This is a genomic window from Vibrio sp. 10N.237.312.B06, from assembly GCF_041464685.1.
Lineage (GTDB): Bacteria > Pseudomonadota > Gammaproteobacteria > Enterobacterales > Vibrionaceae > Vibrio > Vibrio tasmaniensis_A.
Genome location: NZ_JBFSPI010000056.1, coordinates 1 through 18,033, shown reverse-complemented (window position 1 = coordinate 18,033; position 18,033 = coordinate 1). Strand labels below are relative to the sequence as shown.

The 18,033-nt window shown below is 44.5% G+C and carries 15 protein-coding genes; 9 read left to right on the top strand and 6 right to left on the bottom strand.

Translation table 11 applies throughout. The annotated features are described in order from the left end of the window. Nucleotides 1–26: 26 nt before the first annotated feature. Nucleotides 27–449, bottom strand: coding sequence for an organic hydroperoxide resistance protein (locus tag AB6C75_RS15335; RefSeq protein WP_012601111.1), 423 nt, complete (start codon nucleotides 447–449; stop codon nucleotides 27–29). 127 nt (nucleotides 450–576) lie between these two features. On the opposite strand from AB6C75_RS15335, the gene AB6C75_RS15330 reads away from it, so the two are divergent. Beyond that, nucleotides 577–1,014, top strand: a complete 438-nt coding sequence (locus AB6C75_RS15330; protein WP_029223898.1) for a MarR family winged helix-turn-helix transcriptional regulator — start codon at nucleotides 577–579, stop codon at nucleotides 1,012–1,014. 152 nt (nucleotides 1,015–1,166) lie between these two features. Here the strand turns inward: AB6C75_RS15330 and AB6C75_RS15325 are convergent, their stop codons facing one another. Then, complete coding sequence (locus AB6C75_RS15325; RefSeq protein ID WP_372108104.1) at nucleotides 1,167–2,330, bottom strand: amino acid permease; 1,164 nt, start codon at nucleotides 2,328–2,330, stop codon at nucleotides 1,167–1,169. Nucleotides 2,331–2,581: 251 nt separating this feature from the next. Continuing rightward, nucleotides 2,582–4,012 carry a PLP-dependent aminotransferase family protein gene (locus AB6C75_RS15320; RefSeq protein WP_372108095.1) on the bottom strand — a complete coding sequence of 477 codons (1,431 nt, stop codon included), beginning with the start codon at nucleotides 4,010–4,012 and terminating at the stop codon, nucleotides 2,582–2,584. 122 nt (nucleotides 4,013–4,134) lie between these two features. Here AB6C75_RS15320 and AB6C75_RS15315 point away from each other — a divergent pair, with 122 nt between their 5' ends. Next, nucleotides 4,135–5,034 carry a DMT family transporter gene (locus tag AB6C75_RS15315; protein WP_009846242.1) on the top strand — a complete coding sequence of 300 codons (900 nt, stop codon included), beginning with the start codon at nucleotides 4,135–4,137 and terminating at the stop codon, nucleotides 5,032–5,034. Between the two features lie 265 nt (nucleotides 5,035–5,299). On the opposite strand, the gene AB6C75_RS15310 is transcribed toward AB6C75_RS15315, so the two are convergent. After that, entirely contained in the window at nucleotides 5,300–5,725 is a 426-nt protein-coding gene (locus AB6C75_RS15310; protein WP_009846243.1) for a DUF3010 family protein, read from the bottom strand. A gap of 258 nt (nucleotides 5,726–5,983) precedes the next feature. Here AB6C75_RS15310 and AB6C75_RS15305 point away from each other — a divergent pair, with 258 nt between their 5' ends. Together AB6C75_RS15305 and AB6C75_RS15300 are read left to right on the top strand one after the other, a co-directional pair. Continuing rightward, nucleotides 5,984–7,621 (top strand): methyl-accepting chemotaxis protein, encoded by a 1,638-nt coding sequence (locus AB6C75_RS15305; RefSeq protein ID WP_372108094.1) that lies wholly within the window; start codon nucleotides 5,984–5,986, stop codon nucleotides 7,619–7,621. Between the two features lie 320 nt (nucleotides 7,622–7,941). Further along, entirely contained in the window at nucleotides 7,942–8,811 is an 870-nt protein-coding gene (locus AB6C75_RS15300; protein WP_372108093.1) for a LysR family transcriptional regulator, read from the top strand. A 113-nt stretch (nucleotides 8,812–8,924) separates the two neighbouring features. Here AB6C75_RS15300 and AB6C75_RS15295 read toward each other — a convergent pair whose 3' ends face one another. Continuing rightward, nucleotides 8,925–10,586, bottom strand: coding sequence for a methyl-accepting chemotaxis protein (locus AB6C75_RS15295; RefSeq protein ID WP_372108092.1), 1,662 nt, complete (start codon nucleotides 10,584–10,586; stop codon nucleotides 8,925–8,927). 273 nt (nucleotides 10,587–10,859) lie between these two features. Here AB6C75_RS15295 and AB6C75_RS15290 point away from each other — a divergent pair, with 273 nt between their 5' ends. Continuing rightward, a complete protein-coding gene (locus AB6C75_RS15290) occupies nucleotides 10,860–11,372 on the top strand; it encodes an RNA methyltransferase (RefSeq protein WP_065678958.1) in 513 nt (170 codons plus the stop codon). 110 nt (nucleotides 11,373–11,482) lie between these two features. Here AB6C75_RS15290 and AB6C75_RS15285 read toward each other — a convergent pair whose 3' ends face one another. Continuing rightward, entirely contained in the window at nucleotides 11,483–13,543 is a 2,061-nt protein-coding gene (locus AB6C75_RS15285; RefSeq protein ID WP_372108091.1) for an alpha-amylase family glycosyl hydrolase, read from the bottom strand. Between the two features lie 278 nt (nucleotides 13,544–13,821). On the opposite strand from AB6C75_RS15285, the gene AB6C75_RS15280 reads away from it, so the two are divergent. The 4 genes from AB6C75_RS15280 to dgcA all read left to right on the top strand — a co-directional run bounded on the left by AB6C75_RS15280 (nucleotide 13,822) and on the right by dgcA (nucleotide 17,867). After that, nucleotides 13,822–14,658, top strand: a complete 837-nt coding sequence (locus AB6C75_RS15280; RefSeq protein ID WP_086051323.1) for an SGNH/GDSL hydrolase family protein — start codon at nucleotides 13,822–13,824, stop codon at nucleotides 14,656–14,658. Nucleotides 14,659–14,833: 175 nt separating this feature from the next. Next, entirely contained in the window at nucleotides 14,834–15,724 is an 891-nt protein-coding gene (locus AB6C75_RS15275) for a LysR family transcriptional regulator (RefSeq protein WP_372047672.1), read from the top strand. Between the two features lie 91 nt (nucleotides 15,725–15,815). After that, complete coding sequence (gene dgcN / locus AB6C75_RS15270; protein WP_372108090.1) at nucleotides 15,816–16,823, top strand: N-acetyltransferase DgcN; 1,008 nt, start codon at nucleotides 15,816–15,818, stop codon at nucleotides 16,821–16,823. 57 nt (nucleotides 16,824–16,880) lie between these two features. Continuing rightward, nucleotides 16,881–17,867, top strand: coding sequence for an N-acetyl-D-Glu racemase DgcA (gene dgcA, locus AB6C75_RS15265; protein WP_372108089.1), 987 nt, complete (start codon nucleotides 16,881–16,883; stop codon nucleotides 17,865–17,867). Nucleotides 17,868–18,033: the final 166 nt, after the last annotated feature.

Sequence of the window (18,033 nt, the reverse complement as noted above, 5' to 3'; positions counted from 1 at the left end):
TTTTAGCGGGAGGGGGGATGAAGCGGCTAAAGCGCTTGTCCGTTAACCGACAATTTCACATCAATGTTGCCACGAACCGCGTTTGAGTAAGGGCAAACTTGGTGCGCCGTTTTCACAAGCGTCACAGCTTGTTCTTGCTCTAGATCCAGTTCAATCGATAGAGCAACAGTTAAAGCAAAGCCGCCGTTTTCATTTGGTCCGATACCGACTGTTGCAGTCGTTGGCGCCGATGCGATTTTGATTTTCATCTCTTTAGCTACATGAAGTAGAGCATTTGAGAAACACGCAGAGTAGCCCGCAGCAAACAGTTGCTCAGGGTTTGTCGCTTCACCTGTTCCGCCCATCTCTTTAGGGTAGCTCAACGCCACTGAAAGCAGGTTGTCATCAGTAGAAACTTGGCCGTTACGACCTGCAGTAGCTGTAGCAGAAGTTGTGTAGAGTGTTGTCATTGTCTTAGTCCTTGTTTGAGTTGTGCAAAATTAGATTGCGTGCAACTTAATTTTAAAGCTAGCTTAATTGATAAAATTCGAGCGCGCAAGTATATTGTGCACAATTTAATTTATTGGTGAGGTGATCATGAGCGACCAAGATGACTATCTAAAACTGGATAATCAGGTGTGTTTTGCGCTGTATAGTGCATCGAATGCAATGAGTAGAGCGTATCAACCTTTACTGAAAGCGCTTGACCTTACTTACTTGCAGTACATTGTGATGATGGTGCTGTGGGAAGAAAAAGAGATAAATGTCAAAGCCCTAGGCGCAAAAACGCATTTGGATTCAGGTACGTTGACGCCTTTACTCAAGCGCTTGGAAACGAAAGGTTACGTGCTTAGAACTCGCAGTGCTGAAGATGAACGAGTTCGAGTTATTACACTGACGCCTGCAGGGGTAGAGCTCAAAGAGCAAGCGCAAACTGTGCCAGTAGAAATGCTATGTCTTTCTAAGATGAATGAAGATGAGCTTAAATCGCTAAAAGCACAGTGTGAGCAATTGCTTGGCAATTTGACCAAGTAAGCACTTTTAGTTTTTGGCTATGGTAATCAGAAAATAAGAAAGCCCGTTAGCCCTACGGTTAATTAGTTGCGATCGCTAATTCGAGTAAGACTAACGGGCTTTTTGTATCTGCTCCCTTCTAAATGGCAACAGATAGTCTATTCAATTGGGATTTATCCCATAAACCAAGAGATGAAAATCAACGCACCAAAACCGAATGTTGCCATCAGTGCCGTATCGCCACCGCCTGCTGTATAGCTGCCTTCGGTTTGTAGGTGAGGGAAGTCAGGCCTACGAACCTTAACCACCATTGCGAGTGGTCCCCAGATAGCTAGGAACACCAACACCATGCCTGCATAGTCCAACATGCTCACGAACTGGCTTGCGAACAGCTCTGCTAATACCAAAGGCAATACAAAGGTCAGAGCATAAGCTAATGCTTTGTTGTTGGTGACTGCGTCTTTGTTTTGGTCATACAGCGCCATCGACACACCAAGGAAAGAGGTTACCAATGCCAGTGCTGAGAACAGCGCAATAACTACCTTCAACCAAGAAGATTGACCGCTAAACTCTGAGATCAGTTCTGAAATGTTATGGAACTGACTGATAGCGTCTGTACCAAGGTTACCGATAATCGCGAACAACCAAGTTAGGTAGCAGATTAGTGGTATCACTGAGCCTAGCAGAATCATATTGCGGATCTGCTTTTGAGTCGCTTCGCGGTTGTAGATAACCAGTGACGGGATCACCACCATAGAGGCAAAACTGGTAAAGATAACCGCGCTGTACTGCACCACGTCATTGGCCGTGTATTGGCTAGTTTGAGTTAGGTAATCTAGACGGATATTGCTAAACAGAGAGGCAATTACAATAAACAGCATTACCACCATCATGATGAATAGACCACGGTTTAATTTATCGATATAAGACTTACCTGCGACTACAATCACACCCATCAATAGGCTGAAAACGGTATAAGCAGCGGATGCAGAGATGTCTACGCCGACGTCGAGCAGTAGCTTATGAATGATGTCGCCAACACCCAAGATATAGGCGATCAGCATGCATACCAGCAGCAGATAAAAGAGTGCATTGATAAAGTGTTTACCTTTGCTGCCCAGAGTGAGGTAAGCAACACTGCTCATGCCACTGTTGTCTTTCGTTTTGGTACACGCTTCTGCCAGTAGGAGTGCAGAGTAGGTGGTGCCGATAAAGATGAGTAGCATCAGCACTGAGCTGATCATGAAGCCAAACTGGGCCAACACCATGGGAATAGCAAGCATGCCAGCCCCTAATGCAGTTCCTGAAAGGATTAGGGAACTGCCGAATAATTTCATATTCAAAAAAACAACCTCTAGCGATCCAATTAATTTTTGTTTGGATTGTAAATAATTGTTTCCAAGACTAACAAAATACTCAGTAAAGTTAGGGGTTAAATCTTAATTATTTTTGAATTTTTCTAAAAAACTTACAAAGGTATTTCGGAGTATTATCTGTGAGCGTTTGACGCATTTTCTTGGTGATTGTATTGGTTGTTTTAGTTAACGTTTATTCATTGTTGAATGATCTAGCAGTCAGAAATATTCGATTAGAAAGAAGTATGTTTGGCGATAATCTTGGCTAGTGTTACAACTCCTTCTTTCCACTCTTTACTCTCTTCGATGTTCGCTACCGTGAAGCGCAAGCAGTGTTTATATTGATCGTTTGTCCCAAATACTGTGCCAGGTAATATTCCCAATTTGTGCTTCAAACAATCTTGATAAATCGCGTAGCTATCGACAGATTCAGGTAACGTGATCCAGTTTAGAAAAGATCCCTCAGGCTTTGACAGATGGTAGCGGCCAACAAGGTGTTCATAGCCATCAAGCGCTTGTATTAACAGGCTTTGGAATTGCTTTTGATTGACTTGGTAGAGTCGCTTCATCTTAGACAAATGACTTCGATATTTCCCCGTAGTGAGGAAGTGCCCAACCGCTGATTGCATTAAGTTGGAGCTGCCCATGTTGTCGCATAATAGGTATTTTTCAACTTGAGCTTGGTAACGACCTGAGAGTAACCAGCCAATACGCAAGCGAGAATCTAAGGTCTTGGACAAAGAGTTGACGTAAATGACTCGATCTTGGTTATCAAGCTCTTTGAGGCTGGCAATGGGTGTGTCGAATGCCAAGCTACCGAATACATCGTCTTCGATAATCGGTAAAGATCCGGAGATATCCAGTAATGCCTTTCGGTTAGCCAATGGCATTCGTGAACCCGTTGGATTGGTAAAGTTTGGTGTTAGCAGTAAGGTTTTTACTTCCCATTTGTTCAACGAACTTTGTAGTGATGGAATATCAATGCCGTGGCTCACACTGCTTGGAATTTCTAGTGCTTGCAAGCCAAGCGATTCAAGTAAAAGCAGATTGCCGAAGTAACAGGGCGATTCGACCGCCACGATGTCACCCGGTTTGGTGAGTGCACGTAAAGCCAGACTGATCGCCTGTTGAGCACCATGTGTAATTGCAATTTCATTCGATCCCGCAGGTACGCCTAGATCATGGGTGATCTTTAACAACTGCTTCACTAATTGCTCATCGCCGGGAGGTAATTGGTAATAACCGGGAAGCTGAGTTTGCAAACGGCTATGGCGACCGATTTCGGCATACAAGCTACGAATAGCCGGGTTGTTGATATTCGGGTGTGCTGAACCTGCCAACAATTTTAGACGGCCTTTTGGGCGAGAGAGAACCGATTTAGTCACTGAAAGCAGATCGACTTTTTGAGGCTGGCTCGGTGCATCCCAGATGGTGGTGTTCGGTGCTTTTACGCGATAGCCTGATTTAGGCACAGAATAAACCCAGCCCGTCGCTTCCAGCTCTTGATAAGCGCGAATCACGGTGTTTTTGCTCACACCGAGTTGTTCACTGAGTTGACGAATGGAAGGCAAGCGGTCGTCTGGGTGGAAGAGCCCTTTATCGATCTGAGCCTTAATGTGTTGTTCTATCGCGAGATATTTATTGCCGCTGAGTTCTGCTTCCATGTTTCCCCCTTGTTACTCACACTTAATCTGTAACCATTTAAAGTGTTATATCTGTATCTTTATTAGTTATCTGTACCCAACTAAGGTAACAGCATTGATGAAGAGTTGACCAGAGGTTTGTAATGCTGATTAAAATGATTCCGTTTGTGTTTGTACTATTGTGGTCGTCAGGCTTTGTTGGCGCCCGTCTTGGTGTTGAATACGCTGAACCCGCAACGTTACTTTCACTTAGGATGGTAGCCAACGTGGCGCTATTCTTGGTTTTGATTTCAATCCTTAAGCGTCGTATTCCTCGTGGTCGAGCATTTTTCCACGCTTGTGTGGTGGGTATCTTGATTCATGGCTTCTACCTTGGTGGCACTTATCTCGCGATTGATATGGGTATGCCTGCCGGGTTGAGTTCTCTGCTTGTTGGCTTACAACCGATTCTGACGGCATTGATAATGATCAGCTGTACCTCGCAGCGTTTTAACTTCGCACAATGGTTAGGTTTAGCTCTTGGTTTCGCAGGTATTAGCTTGGTGCTGATGGGCAATATTGAGTGGCAGTCAGATGACCAAAAAGTCACGGCAACTTTGTTGTGTTTGGTTTCTTTGGTGGGTATTACGGTCGGTACTTTGTATCAGAAGCGCTTTTGTCAGGGTACAGATATGGTCGGTGGCGCGATGGTGCAGTACTTGGCAGCAGCAGCATTGTTCTTACCTTTTGCAATGCGCTACGAAACTATGCAGGTGAACTGGACTATTGAGTTCACGTTGACTCTGGCTTGGCTAGTGATTGTTTTATCGTGCATTGCTATTCTATTGCTGCTTTACATGGTAGAGCATGGCGCTTCTTCAAGTGTGGCATCGGTGTTTTACCTCGTTCCACCCACAACTGCCATTCAAGCGTGGCTCATTTTTGGAGAGTCATTCGACATTTATGGCGCAATAGGCTTCGCGTTGTCAGCGACCGCTGTTTATCTGGTGGTGAAAAAGCCTGAGTTGATTAAGTTCCGTAGACGAACAGCATTAGAGAGGTAATGTGTCTACCAAAATTATACCAATCGTAGTAACTAACTGGTCACCCTAGCTTGTTAAAAATCTCGATAACTTCGTTAGAATTTTTGATTGTAGAATAACTACTTATCGAAAAATGCTGCCTTGTTCTCAAGCTTTTTTCCTACGCTATTTTTGATCACTTACTTACTGTGATTGGTATAACTCGACTTGAAATAGATTGCTAGAAACAAAAAAGAGCCTGAATATTCAGGCTCTTTCTGTATCAATATTGGCTAGCGACTATTGATTAGCGCTGCATTAAACAAGCGTAAGCCGTGGTAAACGGTGCTTCTTGGTACTGCTTAAGGCCTGTTTCTTTGAACTTCATCATAAGAGGGTTGCGCTTAAGGCTTTCTTTGATTTCATTCGGAGATACAACGGTTACGTCTAGGCCGTCGATCAACTGAATTGCCGCTTCTAGTTTGAAGCCGAAGCCACCGCCAGCAAATTTGCCTTTAGTTTGGCGTTGACGAATTACCACTTTTTCTACTTGGTAATCTTCCATTAACTTTGCAAAAGAAAATTGAAAATCTTTCATATTCTGTGTGTCGTTTGCGTCACTAATCGCAACTTTAGAAACTCGGCAATCAGGAATGTTAAATACACCGTCTGATAGAGATAGAAGACAGATGACTGCATCGTTACCTTTGATTTCAACACCACAAATTTTCATGTTCTTACCTACTTATTTTAGAGCCCTATATTATGGTGTTATTTCGATGACTTCTCCAGTAATAGAACATGTCTAAGGTAAATAAATTCAATATTGTCCACTTTAACTTTTTCAGGTTGACGTCTGGTTAAATGCGAAGCACTCGTTTTCATCGTCTAGTTTTATATGCGATGAGATTCACAAAACTATAGCTGGCTTTTTTATCGATACTGTATATTATGCGCGCGTCCCTATTTAATGTGTGGTTATAAACCCTCTATGAATATCAAAAACCTTTCTATTAAGAGTAAAATTGCGATCCCTCTAATGGTTATCGTGATTGTTTTCTCAACTGTTACTGTGCTTAACGTGATTAAATCTAACGCGCAAGCAGCGATTAACCATGAGCTCAATAATGTGGTTCAACCGGTTCTCGACAACCTAGAAGATGGGTACCGAGATATCTATCAAGTCATTGCATCTGCCCAAGGTTTGTTACTTGCTAAAGATAAGGATGCGATCGAATATCAAAAATTTGAGTTTGAAGACAACGCTTACAAAGCCGTTCCACGCTTTGAGAGTGTCCAAACTCTATATACCGCAGGTGTCTTAGACTCATCTTCTCAAGACGAGCTAGCGAAACTGGTAAAGGCGATGAAAAAGTGGGTGGCATTGCACGAACCAATGTTCGCTGACCCTGCCAATGCTCTTCAACACAACATAGATTACTCGCCGGCATTGGACGCTGAGTTTGCGATCATTGACGATCAACTCGGCTATATTAGAGAGCTGATTGCAGTCAAACAAAAAGAGCTTCGCCAGCAAGCTAATGACTCGATTGAAGAAAGTAAGCTGATCATCGAAGTAGGTATGGCCGTGGCGGTACTTGCGGCTTTGTTTTCGATGTGGTTATCGAACCGTTTTATCGTTCAGCCGATTCAGAGCGTAGAGAAAGCGATGAATGAAATCGCATCGGGTGATGGTAACTTAGCTCAGCGAATGAAAGTTGAAGGTTCTGATGAGATTGCTCGTTTAAGTTCAGCGTTTAACAAGTTTGTTAGTAAGATACATACCACTGTTGAACAAGTGATTCTGACATCAAATGCCGTACGTGCAGAGATGGAAAACATCAAATCAATAACGCAGAATGTGGCTGAATTTTCTTCGAATCAACAGAAAGAAAGTGAAGTAGTCGCGGCTGCCGTTCATGAAATGCAAGCGACCAGTGAAACGGTAAGTGGTAACGCGTTAGATGCGGCAACCGCAAGTAACGTTGCGAACAATGAAGTGGAATCAGCAGACAGCACTTTGGGCTTAACCGTAACTTCAATTGAACGCCTTGCGCAAGATATCGAGAATGCAGGTGGTGTGGTTCAGGAATTGGATACTGATGTGAAGAACATTGCTTCTATTCTTGGCGTGATCAAAGGCATTGCAGAGCAAACCAATCTATTGGCATTAAATGCGGCGATTGAAGCAGCGCGTGCTGGTGAACAAGGTCGTGGTTTTGCGGTAGTTGCTGATGAAGTCCGTGCGCTTGCGAGCAAAACTCAAGACAGTACGGGTGAAATCCAATCAATGATTGAACGCTTAGAAGTTGGCGCCAAACATGCCGTTGGCGTGATGACAGAAAGCAAGGCAAGTGGCGAGAAAACCATTGTTCAAGCGGGCACTGCAGCTTCATCATTGAGCGAGATTCGTAACTCAATCGGCAAGATGAATGAGATGAATACGCAAATCGCAACAGCGGCTTCTCAGCAGTCTCAGGTGTCTGAAGAAGTGAACCAGAATGTTCAACGTATCGCGGAAAGCACCATGAAAATGGTTGAGATGGCAAACAATGCAGAGAACGCATGCATCTCACTAGCAGAACAGTGTGAAGCACTTGATAGCCTAGTTTCTCAGTTTGAAGTGTAATCTTTGAGACTGAACAGGCAAAAGTGAGTGGCTAATCGTTTCTAGTTTTAACCCTCACGCATCTGTAATAGACAATAATAAGGCCCGTACTCAATGAGTGCGGGCTTTCTTTTTTGGTGCGAGTATTTTTTGATAACAGTATTTGTAATACAAGGTCGGTTCGAACTTTGTAGATTAGGTCGATAGGAGCCTTGTGGGGAATGCGATATTAGCTTCAATGAAGGCCTTTGTATGTGCATGGCGCATATTAAGCTAGGTGACACTGATCTATATCTTCAATACACTGTATGGGTAACCATAGTTCAAAATAGGGTAGAGGCATGGCCAATTGGGAAGGGGTAAGTGAGTTTGTTGCAGTGGCAGAGCGCGAAAGCTTTACTGGTACCGCACAGAAACTCGCTACGTCAGTGGCTCAAATCAGTCGTAGAGTGGCAAATCTCGAGGAACGCCTCGCAGTAAAACTACTCAATCGAACGACTCGTAAGGTTTCTCTAACAGAGGCTGGGCAACTCTATTATCAGCAATGTAAGTTGTTGGTCGAGGGTTTAGAAATTGCTGAGTTAGCCGTCACGCAGATGCAATCCACGCCAAAAGGTTTACTGAAAGTAACAGCACCTGTGACTTATGGTGAGCGTCAACTCGCCCCAATACTTCATCAGTTCTTAAAGCTCCACCCACAAGTCGAACTTGAGCTGATGTTGACCAATCAAAAGCTCGACCTTATTGATTCGGGTGTCGATGTCGCTATTCGTCTTGGTCGCTTAGAAGATTCGAGCCTTGTGGCAAAGAAGCTGTCTCAACGCCAACTCTACGTGTGCGCCAGCCCTGAATATATTGAACGTTACGGTGAACCGCATACGCTCTCTGAGTTGAGCAATCATCAATGTTTAGTCGGCGGCTTTGAGCATTGGCGTTTTAAAGAAAATGGGCGACCTCGCTCAGTTCGGGTTAATGGACGCATTAAATGTAACAGTGGCTTAGCCTTACAAGACGCAGCGAAACAGAGTATTGGCTTAGTGCAGCTACCAGAATATTACGTGAGTGAAGATCTTGAGTCTGGTGAATTGGTTGAGGTGTTATCTGATTACCGAGACGATAAAGAGGGGATTTGGGCGCTTTACCCACAGAACCGTAATTTGTCTTCAAAGGTTCGCTTGTTAGTCGACTTCTTGTCTGAGCAATTAGACTAGTTCTATCTGGCAAGACACTATGGACAAGAAAATGGGCTTCAGAACAAAGATTCTGAAGCCCATTTTTATTGATGTTCTATAGCTTTTACTTGCTAAGCATTAAGCATTAAGCATTAAACCGTGAAGCGATCAACCAAGTGGTACAACTCGTTTGCTCGGCTGTTTAGGTTTTGGCTACCTGTACGGTTTTGGTTTGCTAGCGATGCCGATTGAGAACTTTGGTCTGAAATCACAACAATGCGTTGAGATATCTCTTGGCCAACAATATTCTGCTGTTCAGTCGCCGTCGCAATCAGTGAGTTCATGTCCATGATGGTATCAATCGAATCTTGAATTTTAGCAAGTGCTGCAGCTGCTGCGTTCGCTTCTTCTACCGTTTGAGCACTTCTGCTTTGGCTGGAATCCATTGCTTTAACCGCGGCATCTGAAGCGGATTTTAGCTGTTGGATCATTTTGTGAATGTCGCCCGTGCTCTCTTGTGTGCGGCTTGCAAGCTTACGAACTTCATCAGCAACTACGGCAAAACCTCGGCCTTGATCACCAGCTCGCGCGGCTTCAATCGCGGCATTTAGTGCTAATAGGTTGGTCTGTTCCGCTATATCTTGAATGACAGTCAGTGAAGATGAAATGTTCTGTACATCTCCTTCAAGGCGAGATACCACAGTGTTTGCCTCTGATACTTCACTTGCAAGGTCTGCTACGGAACCTGCAGCAGCGTTGACAATTTGCTGAGCTTCTTTTGCATTGTTCTCTGCAAGTTTAGCTGAGTCAGCGGCTTGGCTTGCGTTGCTTGAGATCTCTTGCGCAGTTGTCGTCATCTCGGTCATCGCCGTTGCTACTTGTTCTGTCTCTTCACGTTGACCTGTCGCTATCTCGTCGACCTGAGCTGCGCGAGAAGACATGCTGCTCGTTTCTGATACAACTTGCTGACCCACATCGCTCACGCTACGAATGATGGTCTGTAGGCTAGAAACAAAGGCATTAAAGTTCTCACTGAGTTTGGCGAACTCAGGCGCTTTGAATGTTTCCATTCGAGCCGTTAGGTCGGCCTCACCACTTGCAAAGGCACTGATCGAACGGTCAAATTGCTCGAGTGGTTGCATGATTGTACGGTTCACTGCAACAGCGAAAACCGCTACCACTAAGGCAATCAAGCCACAGAAAAGTGCAATGGCAGTCAGTGAGCTTTGTAGCGCAGCATTCGAGCTCTCTTTCATGTCACTGATCACGGCGTCAATATCATCGGTATAAAAACCCGTGCCGAGCATTAAATCCCATTGTGGAATAAAGATTGAATAGCTGAGTTTTGGTAACGCAATGGACTGACCTGGCTTAGGAAAGTAGTAAGTGGTGAATTCCCCAATTTTTGAGTTCTTAATCAGGTCTTGGATTAGGTAATTGCCTTGTTTGTCTTGAAGGTCGTAGTAATTTTTACCAATGCCATCGGTACCTTGTCCGATGACGATTCTTACACCCTTAGAGCTGTAGCCAAAAATATAACCAGATTCACCATATTCTAGAGTTTTTAATGTGGGTAATGCTTCTTCAAGCGTGGCACCTTTTTCTAAGAAAGGAGATATCGAAGACTGAGCCATTTGCAGGTACGCTTTGAGTTCCTTTTCTTTCATCGCCATCATATTGCTACGCGTCGATTCTACTTGTTGTGCGGTTAGCTCAGTGCTCTTCATATACGTCACGCTCATCATCCCAATTGCCATTAGTAGCAAAGGGATAAAAGAGAGAATATAAAGGCGGTTTTTGATGGTGAGGGTCATTAGCACTTCCTATGTGATTGTCTCAGGCAATTTTCAACACATTATTAATGTGGTTTCGAAATGTAAACGGACTTGTTGTTGAATTGTTATCCTAAAACCTTTTTGTTTGATAAATATGATGGCGGTTAGGTTTTGAAGTGATAGGTGGTGCAACTAAGTACTTATCTGTAAAAAGAGCCGTTCGTTTCGATGCTTTTGAATTTGGCGCTGCTTTGGTAGAATGCGACGCTTTGTAGCACCCTGCTATGTCTATTCGTTAAGTGAGAAAGATTCATGAACAAAAGCCATGTGACTATTGGTTTAACTAACCCAAAGAGCCCGACAAACGTTGGCGCGGTTATGCGTGCGGCGGGTTGCTACCAAGTCGACGAAGTTAAATACACAGGGCAACGCTACGACAAGGCTGCAAAATTTCACACCGATACCAAGAGTGCAACGCGTACTATCCCGCTTACTGGTGTCGAGTCGTTTTTAGATAGCCTTAATTCAGAAACTAAGATCGTATGTGTGGAGTTGGCTGAAGGTGCCACACCACTGCCACGTTTTAAACACCCAGAGAACGCTATCTATATCTTTGGTCCTGAAGATGGTTCTATTTCTCAAGATGTCGCTGACCGAGCTGACCATGTTGTTTATGTACCAACGGTAGGTTGCATGAATCTAGCAGCAACAGTGAATGTGCTACTTTATGATCGCCTTGCTAAGTCAGATGAAATGGACGAGAGCAACGAGCTGATCAAGAAAAGCCGCGATAACCGTAATCACCTGCAAGTGAAGCAGGGGTAGATATCGTTCTAATCGTGTCTGGTCTCTTAATATCCAATGCAGATTAAAGAAAACCCCTATTCGTAGGAATAAGGGGTTTTTACTTGGTTGATCTCGGATCTTAGGTTTGGCTATTCAGCACATTTGGAAGCCATAATTTTTAATGGTTGCCCCGCATCATCGAATTGTAAGCTCCATACATACTGCCCAGCATTACGAATAGTGATAGCGGTATCTTGACCGTAACCACCTTTAATTAACGAGTTAAGCTGTCCTAACTTTAGGTTAAGCCCATCCGCTGTGAACTGAGGTGACCAAGCCTTGGATGCATATTGCATGCGATAACTGCCCGGTTTTTCAGTGGTGACGACTTGGTAAGTGTTGTCACCTTTATATTCAAACTCTCGTTGACCCACGTGTTTCCAACCTGAATCAGCAAAATTGCCAACCACATAAAGCGGGCTCGAAATAGGGCCTTCAGCTTTTATTGTTGGATTGTCACATTGAGCCATGAAGCCTTGTCCAACTTCATTTCCTGTCGCTAGTATCGCCGCAATTGGCCCTTTTTCACTTGGCTGTGTTATCGACAAGAAACGAGCTTCAAATGGGCTTAGAACGATAGAGTAGTGGCCATCAATAGCTGAGATCGATTGCTTGGATTCAATATCCGTCAGATCAGCTATGGAGCCGACTTTTTCTTTGGTTAGTTTTATGGTTTGTTCTTTGTTGGTAACGTTCACTGCGTAGACAACAGCATCGCCTTCATAGGCTTTGTGATCGACATAGGCGACATCATTGGCCATCAGGTTTGTACGTTTACCTTGTGATAGAGCGGGGTGCGTTTCTCTCAGTTTCATCAAGTTTGTCACGTATTGCTTTAAGTCTTTTTCGTGCGCATTGAGTTGGGCTGTGACACCTTCTACTTTACCGCTAGTACGGGCTACGTGATCATCACACAGACCATTAATAGCACAGTCATCAGTCCATACTTTGTCTGCAAAACCTTCTAGCTGATCGCCAATCTCGTCCCCATAGTAGGTCGTAATTGGGCCGGTATAAGCTGCTTGGAATGAAAATGCCGCTTTATAGCGCTGCCAATACTCTTTGTCTTGTGGAGAAGCGATATCACCGCGCTGTAATAAGTCACCAAAACGCACAAGGTCATGGTTACCGATCATTAAATTTGGCTTTGCGTGGTCTGGGTATAACGAATGTAAAGACATGCCTTCTGCAAGCCACTCTCCACCTTTGTTCCCCACGCCAGCTTCGTTTACAGCAAAGGTTTCCGTCAGGCGGTAGCGCATAGGGAAATCAAACGCAGAACATAAGGCCGGTGCTTCATTTGAACCGTAGCCTGTTTCAATAATGCGGTTCTCACCTGCCCAAATTTCCGCGACCATATAACCCAGAGGGTTCACGGTTTTACCTTCGCTGTTTACGTATTCGACTTGAGAAGATGCGGTGTCTACCGTTTCTCTGATTTGACTCCAAGCTTCTTTTGGCACTTGATAAGCTTGATCTAAGCGCCAACCATCAATTTTGAGCTCTTTGATCCAATACTCGGCAACTTCTTGATAGAAGGCTAGGCTCTCAGGGTATGAGACTGGATTATCCTCTCCTTGGGGCTGCTTACCTGTTGGTGACGGCACTACGTTTTTTTTGTGGTGGCCAAATACGCCATCAAAGAAGACATAAAGCCCTCGAGCATGCGCTTCTTCAACTAAGGTTTTAGCTTCTTCCATCGTGCCGAATCTCGGATCGATATTGAAATAATCGGTGGCAAAATAACCGGTTGCATCCAGTCTATCGGCCCAATGGTCTTGGTTTTCGATAGGCTCTGAATTAAAGATTGGGGTTAGCCAAATGCCGTTCATGCCAAGAGATTCAATGTAATCAAGTGAGTCGATAATACCTTGGATGTCTCCGTTATGGTGACTGGTTCCGTAGCCTGTCCCATGACCAATTGAGTCATCACCACTGACAAAGCTTTCGACCATTACTTGATAGATCCTCAAGTCATTCACGTCGGCATTCGTATTCGTTTGGCATTGGTATGCTGTTGGTTCTTGAACTGATTCAGGTGCAGATTGGCAACCTGCAAGTAGGATGGCGGTAACGGCCAACGCGGTATTGGATAGAGAAAGTTTCACGTAAAGGTCCTTATTATTATGATTTAACCTATTATTCACCATCCTGATATTCTATAAATCCTCCGTTAAATAGTGGCAATAGGAGTAGACGGTAGGCTGAGAGACTGAGGTCACAATATGTGGCTAATTTCTTATACATATTATGATGAAGTGCTGATTTTTGAGTCGGAACGAGATTTGTACCGGAAGATATTTTTATGCGGTATGTAACCAGCCTTGTAGAGATTAAGTCATTCTTTGTTTCTAATGTTATCTATCCCGTAAGCAATCGGATATTATCTTGGGTTCATCATTAGATAATTGAAGGGTTAGATAACACCATGGAAGACAAGCAATTACTTGCCGCGCTGCAACAACACCCTGTCCTCGATCTCTATCAGTTATTCCAAGAAGTTGGTCAAAACCGCTCTCTGTATGCATTACTAGAGAGGTTATCTTCCCTTAAAGAACACCACCAACTGAGCACTCGTCTTAGCCCTTTTAAGCCTCACATCGAAGGGTTGCTGGCTCAATTTGATAGCACTACACCGGACAGTGATATTCTCAAAGCGGTTGCTCTTCAGTCTGAGATTCAGCAACGAGGCCACAGTATGAGTCGTTACATCATGACATCGGACAATCACCGCCATTTTTCCCCAAATGCAGACCTAGTGATGTTTGGTGATTCGATCACCGAATGGGCACCTTGGGCGGATATCTTTCGCGATGTTTCGATGGTCAACCGTGGCTTAGCGGGTGACACCACAACTGGCATGTTGCGCCGTATTGATACCACGTTGAATGTGAAGCCAAAGCTGGTGTGCTTTATGGCTGGGATAAACGATTTGGCTCAGGGTTATGATGTCGAACATATCTACCGGAACTACATTGATATGCTTGAAGTGTGGCAAGAAAACGATATTCGAATCTTGGTGCAATCAACGCTTTATGTTGGCTCTAAACTGCAAGGTTTGAATTCGTCGGTTGAACTGCTCAATAGCAAGATAAGCGAGTACTGTTCTCAGCAAGGCATTGCGTTCTTAGATGTGAATTCTGTGTTGTCACCGAATAAGCTTTTGTCGAATGAGTACTCGTGTGATGACTTACACTTGAATGCGAAGGCTTACCAAGCTTGGGCTGAGGTGCTTCAACCTACGATAGCTGAGTTACTAAAATAAACTCACGCAAATAGCCAAATAGCCAAATAGCCAAATAGCCAAATAGCCAAATAGCCAAATAGCCGAGTAGATAAATAAATAGACAGATAATTAAACAGCTAGACCGATAAACAGCTTAGCTAATACAAGAAAAGCCAACCCCTAGATTTGTTTCGCGAACCATAAGGACATCAATGTGAACCTAAGACAGTTGGAAGTCTTTTACGCCATCATGCAAACCGGAACCGTATCTGGGGCTGCGCGTAACCTGCATGTGTCACAACCTAATGTGACTCGTATTTTGGCGCATACAGAGCAACAACTTGGGTTTGGATTGTTCGAGCGTGTCAAAGGTCGGTTGGTGCCAACGGTCGAAGCGAGAACCTTACTGCCCGAAGCGGAAAAGGTTTATCAACAGCTGGGTCAATTTCGATCTCTGACCAACAAAGTGAAGCAAGGACATCAGCATTTACGTATTGGTGCACCACCGATACTGGCGACCAAATTGCTGACTCCGGTAATAGCCCAAATGTCTCGCGAACAAGAGCTCTCTTTTGAGTTGCTGACTGCAAACCGTGATGAACTGTGTGCTGGGCTGTTAAAGCATGAGCTTGATATTGCTATCGCATTTGGGGACGAAACACCGCCTGCCATATTAAGTGAAACGCTCTTAACTGAATCCCTCAAGGTTCTGGTTCCATCCCACACAGTTGAACAGTTACCTACTGAATTAACCCTTGATGACCTGATCAATTATCCCTTACCAATCATCGGGCTTGATAGCCGCGATCCATTAGGCCTCCTGTTACATCAAAGCCTTATTGCGCGAGATGAGCATTATCACCATCCGATATCTGTGCGTGGATATAGCGCGGCGGCGGAACTGGTGAAGCACCAAGCGGGGTTTGCGATTGTGGATCCGTGGACTGCAGAACAGTATCAAAATGACGATGCGGTCTGTGTGTTACCACTTCAACCAGACATCCAATTCTCGGTATCGATGCTTTGTGCAGAGCACACCCCTCAGTCGATTTCCGTTAAGCAATTTATCGTTTCATTGAAGAGCCACACTCACCCTATAACTTAAGGTTATAGGCTCGTCATAAATAGGTATTCGGTAGCTTCTAAGTTCTTAATTAAAGTAAACCCATACAAGGATTTATTAATTAGGAATACTCATGTCTATCGCTCAACCTTACCTTCTTTTTCTTGGGGATGTTACCGACCCACTTGCCGCAAAAACAGCTCGCGGTATTCATCAATGGCGACCAGAAATTTGCCTAGGTCAGCTTCGTTTAACAGACGTTACCGTTTCACTTGGCTTAACGGATATGACCTTACAAGAGGCGCAAGCACAGGGCGCGAAAACGCTAGTGATTGGCACTGCAAACCCAGGTGGTGTTATTCCTGACTCTTGGCAGCCAACCATAATGGAAGCTGCAGAAATGGGATTTGAGATTGCATCTGGCATGCACCAACGACTGAGTGAATTTTCACCGCTTGCTGACATGCAGCAACGCGGATTGACTAAGCTTCATGATGTACGCCACTTTGATGGTGACCTAAAGGTTGGTAGCGGTAAGCCTCGTCAAGGTAAGCGCCTGCTTACGGTCGGAACAGATTGCTCAGTAGGAAAAATGTTTTCAGCTTTAGCTATCGAAAAGTCGCTTAAAGAGTCAGGTACATCCGCTCAGTTCAAAGCGACAGGGCAGACGGGTATCTTGATTGAAGGTAGCGGGATTTCGATTGATGCTGTGGTCGCGGATTTCATTTCTGGCGCGGTTGAAGCGATTAGCCCCGATTTTACTGACCACTATTGGGACATCATTGAAGGCCAAGGTTCGTTATTTAACCCTTCGTTTGCAGGCGTGAGTTTGGGGCTTTTACATGGCGCACAAGCTGATGCTTTGGTGCTATGTCACGAAGTAGGGCGACCACATATTCGTAACCTTCCTCATGCGCAATTACCAACGATTGAACAGACGATCGAAGCTAACTTGCAAGCCGCGCGATTGACGAATCCAGATGTAAAATTGGTTGGCATCTGCTTGAACACGTCGGCAATCAGCATTGAAGACGCTGAGACATTATGCCAAGAATGGACCACACTTTATCAAGTACCCGTGACGGACCCGGTTCGTTTTGGTGTACAACACATTACTGATCATTTGCGACATTCACTTTAACGATTTCATCATTTCTACGTTTCCATTTGTTAAAGCGAACATCAATCGAGTGAAATTATGAAGATTACAGCAGAACCCATTACTATCGCGATGCAAACGCCTTTTCGCATCTCTCGAGGCAGCCGAACTGAGTGTCACGTTGTTCGTGTTTACATTGAACATGATGGCAAACAAGCTCAGGGCGAATGCACGCCTTACCCACGATACGGCGAGTCATCGGAGTCTGTGTTAGCGCAAATCCAACAAGCGTCTAGTGCCCTTGAAGGTATGTTTGAGCGAGGCGTTACCGATCCCGCAGAGCTAAGAGATCATCTTCAGTCTTTATTGACCGGAGGGGCAGCGCGAAATGCGGTCGATTGTGCGCTTTGGGATTTCGAAGCTAAGCAGAAAGAACAGGTGTTTCCAAATAGCTTGTTTGAGTTACCTGCTCAAATTGTGACTGCAATGACCGTCTCGATTGGTACGCCAGAAGCGATGGCGACACAAGCGCGAGATTATGTGGTGAATGGTGCGAAACTTCTAAAAGTGAAGCTTGATGGCGAGCAGGTAGTAGAGCGTGTTTGCGCTGTGCGAGAAGCTGCACCTGATGTTCAGATTGTACTGGATGCTAATGAAGCGTGGACAGGGTTGAATCTCGAAGAGTTGTTCAATCAACTTATTGAGTTTGATATCGCGATGATCGAACAACCTCTTCCACAGCAGCATGATGCGTCACTGGCACACATCAATCACCCGATCCCACTGTGTGCGGATGAAAGCTGTCATACCACTTCGCAACTTTCATCTTTGTTAGGCAAGTATGAAATGGTCAACATCAAGCTCGATAAAACCGGTGGTTTGACTGAAGCATTAGTTCTTGCTGAAGAAGCTCAAAGGCTAGGATTTACTCTGATGTCGGGTTGTATGCTAGGCACCTCATTGGCGATGCGAGCGGCGCTGCCTATTGCGGTTCAATCTAAAATAGTCGACCTTGATGGCCCTGTGTTACTCGGGCAAGATGTTTCGCCAGCACTGACTTATCGAGATGGAATGATCATTCTTTAAGGTGAGTTAGCGTTCAGTATTGATGATGCAGGTTATAGGTAGGCACGCGAACTTCTGGACAAAACTGTGTCAGTTATATTACTAAATTAGAATATTATGGATTAGGTATGGGGCTCTTCTCCGCTTAGATGAGCTTGATTTCTGGGTAAATGGTAGAGTGAGTTTC

Coding starts and splice junctions, on each gene's coding strand:
- AB6C75_RS15335 (WP_012601111.1), bottom strand. CDS start 449: ATGACAACACTCTACACAACTTCTGCTACAGCTACTGCAGGTCGTAAC.
- AB6C75_RS15330 (WP_029223898.1), top strand. CDS start 577: ATGAGCGACCAAGATGACTATCTAAAACTGGATAATCAGGTGTGTTTT.
- AB6C75_RS15325 (WP_372108104.1), bottom strand. CDS start 2,330: ATGAAATTATTCGGCAGTTCCCTAATCCTTTCAGGAACTGCATTAGGG.
- AB6C75_RS15320 (WP_372108095.1), bottom strand. CDS start 4,012: ATGGAAGCAGAACTCAGCGGCAATAAATATCTCGCGATAGAACAACAC.
- AB6C75_RS15315 (WP_009846242.1), top strand. CDS start 4,135: ATGCTGATTAAAATGATTCCGTTTGTGTTTGTACTATTGTGGTCGTCA.
- AB6C75_RS15310 (WP_009846243.1), bottom strand. CDS start 5,725: ATGAAAATTTGTGGTGTTGAAATCAAAGGTAACGATGCAGTCATCTGT.
- AB6C75_RS15305 (WP_372108094.1), top strand. CDS start 5,984: ATGAATATCAAAAACCTTTCTATTAAGAGTAAAATTGCGATCCCTCTA.
- AB6C75_RS15300 (WP_372108093.1), top strand. CDS start 7,942: ATGGCCAATTGGGAAGGGGTAAGTGAGTTTGTTGCAGTGGCAGAGCGC.
- AB6C75_RS15295 (WP_372108092.1), bottom strand. CDS start 10,586: ATGACCCTCACCATCAAAAACCGCCTTTATATTCTCTCTTTTATCCCT.
- AB6C75_RS15290 (WP_065678958.1), top strand. CDS start 10,860: ATGAACAAAAGCCATGTGACTATTGGTTTAACTAACCCAAAGAGCCCG.
- AB6C75_RS15285 (WP_372108091.1), bottom strand. CDS start 13,543: ATGGTGAATAATAGGTTAAATCATAATAATAAGGACCTTTACGTGAAA.
- AB6C75_RS15280 (WP_086051323.1), top strand. CDS start 13,822: ATGGAAGACAAGCAATTACTTGCCGCGCTGCAACAACACCCTGTCCTC.
- dgcN (WP_372108090.1), top strand. CDS start 15,816: ATGTCTATCGCTCAACCTTACCTTCTTTTTCTTGGGGATGTTACCGAC.
- dgcA (WP_372108089.1), top strand. CDS start 16,881: ATGAAGATTACAGCAGAACCCATTACTATCGCGATGCAAACGCCTTTT.